Source organism: Pseudomonas sp. JBR1 (genome assembly GCF_028198185.1).
In the GTDB taxonomy this organism is placed as follows: domain Bacteria; phylum Pseudomonadota; class Gammaproteobacteria; order Pseudomonadales; family Pseudomonadaceae; genus Chryseomonas; species Chryseomonas oryzihabitans_E.
In genome coordinates, this window is record NZ_CP116340.1 from 771,670 (window position 1) to 785,411 (window position 13,742).

The window sequence follows — 13,742 nt, forward strand, 5'->3', positions numbered from 1 at the left end:
AAGATGGCGGCCGGCCGGCCTAGCATGGGGCCAAGCCCACAGCCCTAGCGGAGCGCGCCATGGCCTCGTTCGACCCCAGAGAAATTGCGGTTCGTTGTGCCCATTTCATCGGCGGCCGCAGCCGCGATGCCCGTGCCGAACTGGAGGTGTTCCGGCCCTCCGATGGCGGCTTCCAGAGCGGACTACCGTGCGCCTCGGCGGATCTGGTGGATGAGGTGGTGGAGGGCACCTGGCACGCCTGGAAAGCCAGCGACTGGGCCAGCCGACCGCCGCGGGAGCGGGCGCGGGTGATGCGTCGCTGGGCCGATCTGGTGGAGGCCGATGGCGAGGTGCTCGGTCCGCTGGAAGCCGTGGGTTCGACCCGTCCGCTGCGCGAGGTGCTGGCCTGGGACATTCCCTATGTCGCCGAGGGCATCCGCTTCTTCGCCGAATTCGCCGACAAGCACGGTGGCGAGGTGGCGGCCACCGCCACCAGCCACCTGGGTCTGCAGATCACCGAACCCTATGGGGTGGTGGGCGCCATCGCCCCCTGGAATTTCCCCCTGAGCATGGCCGGTTGGAAGATCGCGCCGGCGCTCGCGGCCGGCAATGCGGTGGTGATCAAGCCGTCGGAGCTGACGCCGTTTTCCATCCTGCGCCTGGCCGAACTGGCCACCCTGGCCGGGCTGCCCGCTGGCATTCTCAGCGTGGTTCAGGGTGATGGCCGTATCACGGGTGATGCGCTGTGCCGGCATCCGCGCATCGGCAAGGTCACCTTTACCGGCTCCACCGGTACCGGCACGGCCATCATGACCGCCTGCGCCGAGAGCGGCCCCAAGCCGGTGACCCTGGAGCTGGGCGGCAAGAGTCCGCAGCTGGTGTTCGCCGATGCGCCGGATCTGGCGCGGACCGCCCGCAGCGCGGCGGCGGCCATCACTGGCAACGCCGGCCAGGTCTGCGTGTCGGGCTCGCGGCTGCTGGTGCAGCGCGCCGCCCTGGAGCCGATGCTGGAAGGGATCCGCGCGGCCTTCGCCGACTTGCGTCCGGGGCCGACCTGGTCGGCAGAAGCGACGCTGTCCCCGATCATTTCCCAGCGCCAGGGCCAACGTATCCAGGACATCGTCACCCGCAGCCAGGCGGCCGGCGCGGAGATCCTGGTCGGTGGCGCGCTGGAGGAGGGACTGGGCGGCGCCTACTATCAGCCGACGCTGATCACCGCGGTTGGCGCGGACAATCCCGCCGTGCGCGAAGAGATCTTCGGCCCGGTGCTGACCGTGCAGGTGTTCGACGATGAAGCCGAGGCCCTGGCGCTGGCCGATCACCCTACCTACGGCCTGGCGGCCGGCGTGCACACCGCCGACCTCGGCCGGGCGCTGCGCCTGACCCGGGCGCTGGAAGTCGGTACCGTCTGGGTCAATCGCTATGGCCGTAGCCACGACTGGATCATCCCCACCGGCGGCTACAAGCGCTCTGGCATCGGCAAGGACCTGGGCCGCGCCGCCTATGAGGCCACGCTGCGCAGCAAGAGTGTGCTGATCGATCTGGAGCATTCCTGAGCACACCGCAAACAATGCTGGGCCCTACCGGTAAAACGGTTTTTTCTATCTCCCGCGGCGTCTGAAAGCGGACAACTGTCAGGCCCGCCAATGCTGTAATGCTTGCCAGGGGCGCCACCGGCGTTCCGGCCTTCACCTACCATTCCCGTCAAAGGACCCTTGCCATGACCGCCTTTCGGCCCAAGTACATCACCTTCGACTGCTACGGCACCCTGACCCGTTTCCGCATGTCCGACATGGCCCGCGAGATGTTCGCCGACCGCATCCCGGCCGAGGCGATGGATAGGTTCTGCAAGGACTTCAACGGCTATCGCTTCGACGAGGTGCTCGGCGCCTGGAAGCCCTATTCGGAGGTGCTGTACACAGCGGTCGAGCGTACCTGCAAGCGCTGGGGCATTTCCTTCACCGACGCCGAGGCCAATGCCTACTACGAGGCGGTGCCGAGCTGGGGTCCGCATCCGGACGTGACCGCGGGCCTGGCCAAGATCGCCGACAAGATCCCGCTGGTGATCTATTCCAACGCCGCCGACGAGCAGATCATGTCCAACGTCGACAAGCTGGGCGTACCCTTCCACCGGGTCTTCACCGCCGAGCAGGGCCAGGCCTACAAGCCGCGCCTGCAGGCCTTCGAATACATGCTCGACACCCTTGGTTGTGGCCCGGAAGACGTGCTGCACGTGTCGTCGAGCTTCCGTTACGACCTCATCCCGGCCGACTACATGAACATCAAGAACAAGGTGTTCGTGAATCGCGGTCACGAGCCGAGCACGCCGTTCTACAGCAACACCGAGATCAAGGACATCGGCGGCCTGGCCGCTGTGGTCGGTCTCGAATAACACCCTGAGCCGCCGGAGCGCCTGCCCATGAGTCTTGGCCCTGCATCGTCCGATTCCTACTGGCTCGCGACCGCGCCGGGCTTTACCGGGGCCACCCCGGGGCCGGTGGCGGGCGAGGTGGATGTCGTCGTCATCGGCGGCGGCTTCACCGGGCTCTCGGCCGCGGTGGCCCTGCGCCGGCGCGGTGCCAGCGTGGCCGTGCTGGAGGCCGGACGGGTGATCGGCGAAGCCTCCGGGCGCAACGGGGGACACTGCAACACCGGTGTCGCCCAGGATTACGCGGCCCTGCATGCCAGCCTGGGTGCAGAGCGCGCGCGGGCCTTCTACCAGGCTTATGCCGATGCGGTGGCCAGCGTGGAGGCGGTGATCGCCGAGGAGGGTATCGGCTGCGATTTCCACAAAGCCGGCAAGCTCAAGTTGGCGGCCAAGCCGCAGCACTATGACAATCTGGCGCGTACCTGCGAGCTGATCCGCCAGGAGGTGGACCCGGACGTGGAGCTGCTCAGCGCCGCCCAGGTGCGCGTCGAGGTGGCCTCCGACGGCTTCCACGGGGGACTCCTGCAGCGTAACGGCGCCCAGATGCATATGGGGCGCTTCGGCGTGGGGCTGGCGGAGGCGGCGGTCCGGCGTGGCGCCCAGGTGTACGAAGGCGCGGCAGTCAGTGATCTGCAGCGGCTGCCCGATGGCAGCTTTCGCGTGTTCAGCGCCAAGGGCGAGCTGCGCGCCCGTCAGGTACTGGTGGCCACCGGCAATGCGCGGGTTGGTCCCTTCCAGTGGTTTCGCCGACGCATCGCCTCGGTGGGCAGCTTCATCATCGCCACCGCGCCGCTGCCCAGGGCGCAGCTGGACGAGCTCTTGCCCAATCGTCGGACCTATGTGACCAGCCGCATCATCGGCAACTACTTTCGTACCACCCCGGATCACCGTCTCATCTTTGGGGGAAGGGCGCGCTTCGCGCTGTCCGATCCACGCCAGGACGCCAAGAGTGGCGCCGTGCTGCGCGCTGCCCTGGGGCAGCTGTTTCCCAGCCTGGCCCAGGCGCCCATCGACTATTGCTGGGGCGGGCTGGTGGACATGACCGCCGACCGCCTGCCGCGTGCCGGCGAGCAGGACGGCCTGTTCTATGCCATGGGCTATAGCGGTCACGGCGTGCAGATGGCGGTACACATGGGCCGGGTGATGGCCGAGGTGCTGGAAGGGCGCAGCCAGGCCAACCCCTGGCGGGTGCTGGACTGGCCTGCCATCCCCGGCCACTTCGGCAAGCCCTGGTTCCTGCCCCTGGTGGGGTTGTACTACCGGGTCCAGGATCGCCTGCACTAGGTTCTGTACGAAAAGTGCCTGCGCTCGGTGATGCTTCGTTGAAAAAGGCCTGGATCGCCAGCCCGGTCGGAATGCTCATTTACCGCTCGTAAACTCCGCTTCCTCAGCCTTTTTCGCCTCGCCTGACCTTCGCTCGTCGACTTTTCGTACAGAACCTAGATCCTGAGCAACGAACCGCCCGCCCGGACCCTGCCAATCGCAGTGTCCGGGCGGGCGGCTTTGTCGTTTCTGCAGGCCAGCGGGCACCCTGGAATTTTCTTCTGTGTCTGGCAGGCGTGCGGTGTGGAAACTGCCGCGAGAGCCGGCCGTTCGCAGAGGGACGCGCCCTGCGCCTGGTCGGAAACGGCACCCCGCTGGCCAGCCAGGCGTCCTGGCGGCGCGCCAAACCCGGGCATGGGCGGCCCCGCTGCGCTGTGGCGACGCACACCGCAAACAATGCTGAGCGGCTTGGCCAAAACGGTCTTTTCTGTCTCGTCGCCCACCCAATTCGACGGTATTCGACGAGGGGCCGGTGCTGTAATGAACCAGGCCGTGCGACACGGCGGCCACGAGGACAGCGCCGCGGGCCCGGGGAGGGGCACGCGGCCCTGGTGACAGAGCCCCCAACGAGCGAGCCGACATGACCGAGAAAAAGACTGGAAGTCCCCTGATAGGTGCTGCTGAAAGCGTGCGTGCCTTCGAGGCCCTGCATCGGGGTGTCTCGCGGCGCGATGCACTCCGCCTGCTGGGCGCCGCAGGACTGCTGGCGAGTGGCGTGGGCAGTCTGCTCGGCCGCGATGGCCAGGTGTTCGCGGCCGAGGACGCGGTCAGTGGCACCCCGCGCCGGGGCGGTCGGGTACGCGCCGCGGCGGCGGGTTCGTCCACGGCCGATACCCTCGATCCGGCCCGTGGCGCCTTTTCCGGTGACTACACCCGCCAGTATTTCTTCTATAACGGTCTCACGGTGTTCGACAGCCATCTCGAGCCCCAGATGGCCCTGGCCACCAGCCTGGAAAGCGCGGACGCCCTGACCTGGACGGTCAAGCTGCGCCAGGGCGTGCAATTTCACAACGGCAAGACCTTCGACAGCGCCGATGTCGTCTACTCGCTGCTGCGCCACAAGGATCCGGCGGTAGGCTCCAAGGTCAAGGCGCTGGCCGATCAATTCGCCGAGATCACCGCGGTTGCGCCCGATGAGGTACGGATCCGCCTGGTGTCGCCGAACTCCGAGCTGCCGGCGGTGCTGGCGATCTCGCCCTTCCTGATCATCGCCGATGGCACCAAGGACTTCTCGACCGCCAACGGCACCGGACCCTTCAAGGTCAAGGAGTTCAAGCCGGGCGTGCGCACCGTGGGCGTGCGCAACGAAAACTACTGGAAATCCGGCAAGCCCTATCTGGACGAGATCGAGCTGATCGGCATCGGCGACGAACCCTCGCGGGTCAATGCGCTGCTGGCCGGTGACGTCCAGCTCACCGTCTCGGTGGATCCGCGCTCCGCCGAACGTCTCAAGCAGAGTGGCAAGCTCAAGGTGGTGGCCAACACCTCCGGCAGCTATACCGACCTGATCATGCGCCTTCCCAACCGGCCCTTCGACGATCCCAACGTGGTGGAGGGCATGAAGCTGCTGTTCGACCGCGAGCAGATCCTCAAGTCGGTGTTCCTGGGCTACGGCACCATCGGCAACGACCAGCCGATCATGCCCGGCACTCCCTATCATGCCGCGGACCTGCCGCAGCGGCCCTACGATCCGGACAAGGCCAAGTTCCTCTTCCAGAAGGCCGGTATCGCCGGGGCGAAGCTGCCGCTGGTGACCTCCACCGCCGCCGACAACGCCAACGAGATGGCCCTGGTGCTGCAGCAGTCGGCGCGCCAGGCGGGGCTCAACCTGATGGTCAACCGGGTCAGCGCCGATGGCTACTGGAACAGCCACTGGATGAAGGACCCCCTGGGTTTCGGCAACATCAACGCCCGGCCTACCGCCAACATCCTGCTGTCGCAATTCTTCAAGTCCGATGCGCCCTTCAACGAGTCGGGCTGGAAAAACGAGCAGTTCGACCAGTTGCTGGTGGCCTCCCGCGGCGAAACCGACCTGGCCAAGCGCAAGCAGATGTACGCCGACATGCAGCTGCTGATCCACCAGCACTGCGGCATCGGCCTGCCCATCTTCACCAGTTCCATCGATGCCCATTCGCCCAAGCTTGGCGGTTACGGAATCATCCCCATCGGCGGCTTCATGGGCTACATGTTCGCCGAACACGTCTGGCTGGAGGCCTGACGCTCGGTGCCTGACGGCGTGTGCGGTCCGCCGAGACCGCGCTCGCCGCTCCACGCTCAAGCAGGAGGTGGCTTTGGACCTTTCCGTGTTTTCCCTCATCACCCGGCGGGTCGGGGGCGGGTTGCTGACCCTGCTCATCGTCTCGCTGCTGGTGTTCTTCGTCTCGGCGCTGTTGCCGGGCGACGCCGCGCAGCAGGCTTTGGGCCAGTTCGCGCTGCCCGAGCAGGTGGCGGCGCTGCGCGCCCAGATGGGCCTCGACCAGCCCGCGCTGCTGCGCTACTTCCACTGGCTCGGCGGTCTGGCGCACGGTGATCTGGGCCAGTCCCTGGCCAGCCAGATGCCCATCACCACCATGATCGGCGACCGGCTCGGCGGTTCGCTGATGCTGGCCGGGGTGACGGCCCTGGTGTCGGTGCCCCTGGCGCTCGGGCTGGGCATCGTCTCGGCCATGAACGCCGGAGGCCGGTTGGACCGCGCGCTCAACGTCTTCACCCTGGGCATCGTCGCTGTGCCGGAATTTCTCGTGGCGACCCTGGCGGTACTGGTGTTTGCCGTCCACCTGCAATGGACCTCGGCGCTGACCTTCGCCCACGACATCGACGGCCCCCTGGACTTCCTGCGCGCCTACGCGTTGCCGGTGGGCACCCTGTGCTGCGTGATCGTGGCGCAGATGGCGCGCATGACGCGGGCGGCCCTGGTGGAGCAGCTGCAGAGTCCCTACGTGGAAATGGCCAGGCTCAAGGGTGTCGGCCCGGTGCGCGCCGTCTTGCGTCATGCCTTGCCCAATGCCGTGGGACCCATCGCCAACGCCGTGGCCCTGAGTCTTTCCTACCTCATGGGCGGGGTAGTGATCGTCGAGACCATCTTCAACTATCCAGGGATCGCCCAGCTGATGGTGGACGGCGTCGCCAGTCGCGATCTGCCCCTGATCCAGGCCTGCGCCATGCTGTTCTGCTGCGCCTACCTGGTCCTCATGACCCTGGCGGATCTCTGCGCCATCCTGTCCAACCCGAGGCTGAGAACGCTATGACCCGACCCCTGACTCCCGTACGAGGCGCGTCCGTCCTGCCGGTGGATGGCAAGACGCTCGACGCCCAGCTGTCGCCGCCCCGCACCCGTCGCCGCGCGCGCTGGTCCCTGACCGGACTGCTCGGTGGCATCCTGGTGGTCTTCTGGCTGTTCATCGCGGCCTTCGGCGTCTGGCTGGCGCCCTATGACCCGGGCGCCCTGGGTGACAGCGCGATACTCGCGAGCTACAGCGCCGCCCATCCCCTGGGCACCGATTACCTGGGCCGCGACGTGCTCAGCCGCATCCTCGATGGTGCCCGCTTCACCGTGGGCCTGGCGCTGGCGGCGGCGATGCTGGCCTGCGTGCTGGGGACCGGGCTCGGCCTCCTGGCGGCGTTGTCCGGGCGCTGGGTGGATGAGCCGCTATCGCGGCTGGTCGATGCGCTGATCTCGCTGCCGAGCAAGATGCTGGCCCTGGTCATGGTGTCGGCCTTCGGCTCCTCGGTGCCGCTACTGATCGTCATGGCGGTAGTGGGCTACGCACCGGGCTGCTATCGCATCTCGCGTAGTCTGGCGATGAATCTGACCGAGATGGAGTATGTCCAGGTCGCCCGCACCCGCGGCGAGGGCCGGCTGTACATTGCCCTGATGGAGCTCCTGCCCAACATGCGCCTGCCGCTGCTCACCGACCTGGGCCTGAGATTCGTCTACATCGTGCTGCTGCTCAGCGGCATGAGCTTTCTCGGCCTCGGCGTGCAACCGCCCAATGCCGACCTGGGCTCCCTGGTGCGGGAAAACATCGGTGGCCTGGCCGACGGCGCCCCAGCGGTGCTGATGCCGGCGCTGGCCATCGGCACCCTGACCGTGGGCGTCAACCTGCTCATCGATCGTTTCGGCGCCCGACGTCGGGGAGGGCGCTGAGATGGTGCTCCTGGTAGAGGTCAAGGACCTGCGCGTGGTCGCGGAGAACGAGGACGGCAGCGAAACCCCCATCGTCAAGGACGTCGGCTTCAGCCTGGCCAAGGGCGAAGTGCTGGCGCTGATCGGCGAATCGGGGTCGGGCAAGACCACCATTGCCCTGTCGCTGCTCGGCTATGCCCGGGCGGGATGCCGGTTGGCCGGCGGCTCGATCCGGGTGGGTGACACCCAGGTGCTTGAGCTGGACGCCGGCGGACTGCGCCACCTGCGTGGCCGCACCGTGGCCTATATCGCCCAGAGCGCGGCGGCGGCCTTCAATCCGTCACGACGGCTGATGGCGCAGATCATCGAAAGCGCCTTGATTCACGGCGTACTGACCCGGCAGGAGGCCGAGGCGCGCGCCCTGCAACTGTTCAAGGAACTGGCGCTGCCGGATCCGGAGCATATCGGCGAGCGCTATCCGCACCAGGTCTCGGGCGGTCAGTTGCAGCGGCTGATGGCGGCCATGGCGCTGATCACCGATCCGACCCTGGTGATCCTCGACGAACCCACCACGGCGCTGGACGTGACCACCCAGATCGAGGTGCTGCGGGTGTTCAAGCAGGTGGTCCGCGAGCGTGGCGTGACCGCCATCTACGTCTCCCACGACCTGGCCGTGGTGGCCCAGATGGCCGACCGCATCCTGGTGCTCAACGGCGGCGAGGTCTATGAGAATCGCCGCACCGAGCGGCTGCTCGCCAGCGCCCGCCATCCCTATACCCGCAGCCTGCTGGCCGCGGCCCAGCCGGAACCCCTGGCGGAACGTGGCCTGCCGACCGTCGACAGCCAGGCGCCGGTGCTGGAGATCAAGGACCTGGTGGCCGGCTATGGCCCCATCGGCGCCGACGACCTGCCGCGTTATCGGGTGCTGGAGGGTATCGATCTGCGTATCGGCGCCGGCCAGGCGCTGGGGGTCATCGGCGAATCCGGCTCCGGCAAGTCGACCCTGGCGCGGGTCATTGCCGGCTTGCTGCCGCCGGCCCAGGGCAGCGTGCGCCTGGGTGGCGAACTCCTGCCGCCGGGCCTGGAAGGACGCACCCGCGAGCAGTTCCGCCGGGTACAGCTGGTCTACCAGAATGCCGACACAGCGCTCAATCCAGCCCATAGCGTGGAGCGCATCCTCACGCGTCCACTGGAGACCTATCACGCCTTCGACAAGGCCACCCGTCAGCGCAAGGTTCGTGAATTGCTCGACCGGGTGCAGCTGCCGGCCAGTCTGGCCAGCCGGCGACCGGGCGAGCTGTCCGGCGGCCAGAAGCAGCGGGTCAACCTGGCACGCGCCCTGGCCGCTGAACCCGAGCTGATCCTCTGTGACGAGGTGACCTCGGCGCTGGATACCGTGGTCGGCGCGGCCATTCTCGACCTGCTCGCCGAACTGCGCCGCGAACTGGGGCTGGCCTATCTGTTCATCAGCCACGACATCTCCACGGTGCGCAGCCTTTGCGACGAGGTGCTGGTGCTCTATTCCGGGCAGCCCGTGGAACTCGGCACCCCCGCCACACTGCAGCACCCGCCGCTGCACCCCTACACCGAATTGCTCACTGCCTCGGTGCCCGCGCTGCGCCAGGGCTGGCTGGAAGAACAACCGGTCCGCACGCTGCTGCCCCTGGCCTCGTCGGCTCCGGCCAGCGGACGCCTCTGCAGCTTCCTGCAGCGTTGCCCGGTACGGCTGGAAGGGCGCTGCGACCGGGTGCCGCCACGACCCCAGACGCTGGCCGGCGGCAACCGCATCCTCTGTCACCATGATGGCGAGACCCTGCAACGTCTGCAGGGTGGCGCCGTGCTGCATTCCCAAGGAGTTCGCGCATGACTTCCCGCTTCCAGCGACTCGCCGAAACCGGCCGGCCGCAGGTCAGTCTCACCGTCGATGGCCTGCCGGTCACGGCACTGGCCGGCGATACCCTGATGGTCGCCTTGCTCGCCAACGGTCCGGCGCTGCGGCGTTCCGAATTCGGTGACGAGCGCCGTGCCGGCTTCTGCCTGATGGGCGCCTGTCAGGATTGCTGGGTGTGGACCGCCGAGGGCGAGCGCCTGCGTGCCTGCGGCACCGAGGTCCGCGAAGGACTGCAGATCCTCACCGCGCAACCGGAGGCCATATGGAATCTGGCCTAGCCCAACCGGGCAAGAGCACTCCCCGGGTGGTCATCGTCGGCGCTGGTCCGGCCGGTGTGCGGTGCGCCGAGACCCTGCTGGCCGCCGGTATCACCCCGGTGGTGATCGACGAGAATCGGCGCGACGGCGGTCAGATCTATCGTCGCCAGCCCGAGGGCTTCCAGCGGGCCTATGCCACCCTCTATGGCAGCGAGGCGGCCAAGGCCGAGGACCTGCACCGCACCTTCGACGGCCTGCGCGGACGCCTCGATTACCGCCCCGACACCCTGGCCTGGCACCTGCACGAGCGCACCCTCTACACGGTGCAGGGCAATCGCCAGCGGACCCTGGACTTCGACGCCCTGGTGCTCTGTACCGGCGCGAGCGACCGCCTGCTACCGGTACCGGGCTGGAACCTGGCCGGCACCTATACCCTGGGCGGCGCGCAGATCGCCCTCAAGGCCCAGGCGGTGTCCATCGGCCGGCGGGTGATCTTCATGGGCAGCGGTCCCTTGCTCTATCTGGTCGCCAGCCAGTATCAGCAGGCCGGGGCCACGGTGGCGGCGGTGCTCGATACCGCGCCCCTGCGCCTGCGCGCCCTCGCCACCCCCAAGCTGCTGGCCCGCCCGGGTTTGGCCTGGAAGGGCGTGCAGCTCATGGCCGCGCTCAAGCGCGCCGGGGTGCCCTTGCACCTGGGCGTCACCCCGCTGGAGATCCTGGGCGATGCCGAGCAGGGCGTGCGTGGCGCGGCCTTCGCCGATGCCCGCGGACTGCGTCAGGAGGTGGTCGGCGACGCCGTGGGGCTGGGCTACCACCTGCGTCCGGAAACCCAGCTGGCCGACCTGGCCCGCTGCGCCTTCGAGTTCGAGCGGGCCACTGGCCAATGGGTGCTGCAACTGGATGGGGAGGGGCGAACCTCCACGCCGGGCGTCTATGCCGCGGGCGATGGCGCCCGGGTGCGCGGCGCCGACGGGGCCGAGCTGGCCGGCCGACTGGCCGCCTGCGCTGTGCTGGCGGACCTCCAGTTGACGCTACCCACGGGGCTCGCCGAGCGCTGCCGCGAGGGCCTGGCGGTGCAGGAGCGCTTTCGCCTGGGCCTCGCGGAAGCCTTTCCCTGGCCGGCCAGGCAGATGGCGAGCCTGCCGGACACGGCGGTGGTCTGCCGCTGCGAAGGCATCACCGCCGGCGAGTTGCGCGCCGTGGTTCGTGAGAAGGGCGCTCGCGAGGCCAATCGCGCCAAGGCCTTCAGCCGCGTCGGCATGGGTCGCTGCCAGGGTCGCTATTGCGCCCAGGCCGGAGCGGAGATCATCGCCGCCGAATCCGGGGTGCCGGTCGAGACCGTTGGCCGCCTGCGTGGCCAGGCGCCGGTCCGGCCATTGCCGCTGGGGATCATTACCAGCGAAGAGGAGGTTTCATCATGAGCCAGAATGCCGCCAACCAGGCAGACGTCATCATCGTCGGCGCCGGCATCATGGGCAGCGCCAGCGCCTTTTTCCTACGTCGCCGGGGCTTGTCGGTGCTCCTGCTGGAGCGTGATCAGGTCGGGCGCTTCGCCAGTGGCACCAATTTCGGCAATGTCCGCCGTCAGGGGCGCTACCTGAGTCAGGTAGCGCTCGCCACGCGCTCGCGGGGGGTCTGGGGTCGGCTACCGGAGCTTATCGGAGATGATCTGGAGTTCATTCCAGGCGGTCATCTGCGGGTGGTCTACGATCCGTCGCGCATCGCCATGCTGCACGAGTATGCACGGGCGCCGGAGACCGCCGCCCTGGAGCTGCAGGTGCTCGAAGGCGCGGCGCTGCACGATAAATTCCCTTACCTGGGGCCCGAAGTGGTGGCAGGTTCCTATGCGCCCCACGATGGCCACGCCAATCCGCGGCTGGCCGCCCCGGCGTTCGCTCGCGCTGCGGTGCGCGAAGGCGTCAATCTCCAGGAAGGGGTCGAGATCACCCAGGTCACCAAGCCGGACGGTGACTTCCTGGTGCAGGCCGCCGATGGCCGCCGTTATCAGGCGCCACGGCTACTGATCACCGCCGGTGCCTGGGGCAGCCGGCTGTCGAGCCAGTTCGGCGAGCCGGTGCCCATCGAGACCCATGGCCCGCAAATGGGCGTCACCGAGCCCTTGCCCTATGTCTTCAGGGAGGCGGTGGGCGTGTCTTCGCCGCTGGTGAGCGAGACCATCTACTTCCGCCAGATCCCGCGGGGCAACGTGATCTTCGGCGGCTGCTTCCGCACCCGGCCGGATCTGGACACCCGTCTGGCCCGCGCCGAACCCCACGGCCTGCTCAATCAGCTCACTCAGCTGCGCCGCCTGGCGCCGGCCCTGGGGCGGGTCAACGTGATCCGTACCTGGAGCGGGGTCGAGGGCTACATCGCTGACGACCTGCCGATCATGGGCCCCAGCAGCCAGGTGGAGGGTCTCTACTACGCCTTCGGCTTCTGTGGCGCCGGCTTCCAGCTCGGCCCGGGGGTAGGGGACACCATGGCCGAGCTGATCGCCACCGGCCGTACCGACACCCCCCTGGCGGCCTTCGATGTGGCCCGTTTCGCGCAACCGCGCCAGGAGAGCCTTGCCGGATGAACAGCCAGGATCTACTGCGCACCCTGATCGGCTTCCCCACCGTTTCCGCCGACTCCAACCTGGCGTTGATCAGGCATGTGCAGGGGCTGCTGGAAGCGGCCGATATCGCCTGCCGGCTGGTGCTGGACGAGAGCGGCCGCAAGGCCAATCTCTACGCCAGCGTGGGGCCTGCCGACGTACCCGGGGTGCTGTTGTCCGGGCATACCGATGTGGTGCCGGTGGAAGGCCAGGCCTGGACCTTGCCACCCTTCGCCGGCACCCTGCAGGACGGTCGGATCTACGGGCGCGGCGCCTGCGACATGAAGGGTTTCGTCGCCTGCGCGGTGGTCGCCCTGCTGGACGCCGCTCGTGGTGAACCGCTGAAACGACCCCTGCAGTTGGCGCTCTCCCACGACGAGGAAATCGGCTGCGTCGGTGTACGGCGACTGCTGGAGGTGCTGGAGCTGGCACCCGTGCGGCCTTTCCTCTGCATCGTCGGCGAACCCACCCAATTGCAGGTCGCCCTAGGCCACAAGGGCAAGGCGGCGCTGCGGGCTCACTGCCATGGCCAGGAAGGGCACTCTTCGCGAGCCCCGCAGCACGTCAACGCCATCCACCTGGCCAGCGATCTGGTCACGGCCCTGCGCACCAGCCAGCGGCGCCTGGCGGAAGAGGGCACCCGTGACGCGGCCTACGACATTCCCTACACCACCCTGCATGTTGGCCGGATCGACGGCGGCAAGGCGCTGAACATCGTGCCCAATCTCTGCACCCTGGATTTCGAGATCCGCCACCTGCCGGCGGACGATCCCGCGAGCCTGGTGGCCACGCTGCAGGACACGGCGGACACCCTGGTCGCCCAGGCGCGGCAGCTGTCGCCCAAGGCCGCCATCGAGATCGAGACGGTCAACGCCTATCCCGGACTGGATACCCATCCCAGCGTCGAGGCCGTGCGCTTCCTGCAGACCTTGGTCGAGCCCGGCACTGCCCAGCTCAAGGTGGCCTTCGGCACCGAGGGCGGCCTCTTCGCCAATCGGCTGGACACCCCGGTGGTGGTCTGCGGGCCTGGCAGCATCGAACAGGCGCACAAGCCCGATGAGTACGTCGAGATCAGCCAGCTGGAAGCCTGCGATGCCTTGCTCGGACGGTTGCGAGTGGCCTTGGGCTAAGGCCACCCTGCC

At 68.1% G+C, this 13,742-nt stretch carries 11 protein-coding genes; all 11 read left to right on the forward strand.

Annotated features, from left to right (window positions below; genetic code table 11):
- Positions 1–59 precede the first annotated feature (59 nt).
- Positions 60–1,535, forward strand: a complete 1,476-nt coding sequence (locus PJ259_RS03715) for an aldehyde dehydrogenase family protein (RefSeq protein WP_271654764.1) — start codon at positions 60–62, stop codon at positions 1,533–1,535.
- Between the two features lie 164 nt (positions 1,536–1,699).
- A complete protein-coding gene (locus PJ259_RS03720) occupies positions 1,700–2,371 on the forward strand; it encodes a haloacid dehalogenase type II (RefSeq protein WP_271654765.1) in 672 nt (223 codons plus the stop codon).
- Between the two features lie 27 nt (positions 2,372–2,398).
- A complete protein-coding gene (locus PJ259_RS03725) occupies positions 2,399–3,691 on the forward strand; it encodes an NAD(P)/FAD-dependent oxidoreductase (RefSeq protein WP_271654766.1) in 1,293 nt (430 codons plus the stop codon).
- Positions 3,692–4,310: 619 nt separating this feature from the next.
- Positions 4,311–5,948 carry an ABC transporter substrate-binding protein gene (locus PJ259_RS03730; protein WP_271654767.1) on the forward strand — a complete coding sequence of 546 codons (1,638 nt, stop codon included), beginning with the start codon at positions 4,311–4,313 and terminating at the stop codon, positions 5,946–5,948.
- A gap of 73 nt (positions 5,949–6,021) precedes the next feature.
- Positions 6,022–6,978: an ABC transporter permease gene (locus PJ259_RS03735; protein ID WP_059314804.1), complete on the forward strand. Its 957-nt coding sequence runs from the start codon at positions 6,022–6,024 to the stop codon at positions 6,976–6,978.
- The gene (locus tag PJ259_RS03740) at positions 6,975–7,877 is read left to right on the forward strand and encodes an ABC transporter permease (RefSeq protein WP_271654768.1); all 903 of its coding nucleotides are present in this window, start codon (positions 6,975–6,977) and stop codon (positions 7,875–7,877) included. The genes PJ259_RS03735 and PJ259_RS03740 overlap by 4 nt, the downstream gene beginning before the upstream one ends.
- 1 nt (position 7,878) lies before the next feature.
- Entirely contained in the window at positions 7,879–9,723 is a 1,845-nt protein-coding gene (locus PJ259_RS03745) for an ABC transporter ATP-binding protein (protein WP_271654769.1), read from the forward strand.
- Complete coding sequence (locus PJ259_RS03750) at positions 9,720–10,025, forward strand: (2Fe-2S)-binding protein (protein WP_059314807.1); 306 nt, start codon at positions 9,720–9,722, stop codon at positions 10,023–10,025. Before PJ259_RS03745 ends, PJ259_RS03750 begins: the two co-directional genes overlap by 4 nt.
- Positions 10,010–11,425 carry an FAD/NAD(P)-dependent oxidoreductase gene (locus PJ259_RS03755; protein WP_271654770.1) on the forward strand — a complete coding sequence of 472 codons (1,416 nt, stop codon included), beginning with the start codon at positions 10,010–10,012 and terminating at the stop codon, positions 11,423–11,425. The genes PJ259_RS03750 and PJ259_RS03755 overlap by 16 nt, the downstream gene beginning before the upstream one ends.
- Complete coding sequence (locus PJ259_RS03760) at positions 11,422–12,582, forward strand: NAD(P)/FAD-dependent oxidoreductase (RefSeq protein ID WP_271654771.1); 1,161 nt, start codon at positions 11,422–11,424, stop codon at positions 12,580–12,582. Before PJ259_RS03755 ends, PJ259_RS03760 begins: the two co-directional genes overlap by 4 nt.
- Positions 12,579–13,730, forward strand: a complete 1,152-nt coding sequence (gene argE, locus PJ259_RS03765; protein ID WP_271654772.1) for an acetylornithine deacetylase — start codon at positions 12,579–12,581, stop codon at positions 13,728–13,730. The genes PJ259_RS03760 and argE overlap by 4 nt, the downstream gene beginning before the upstream one ends.
- Positions 13,731–13,742 lie beyond the last annotated feature (12 nt).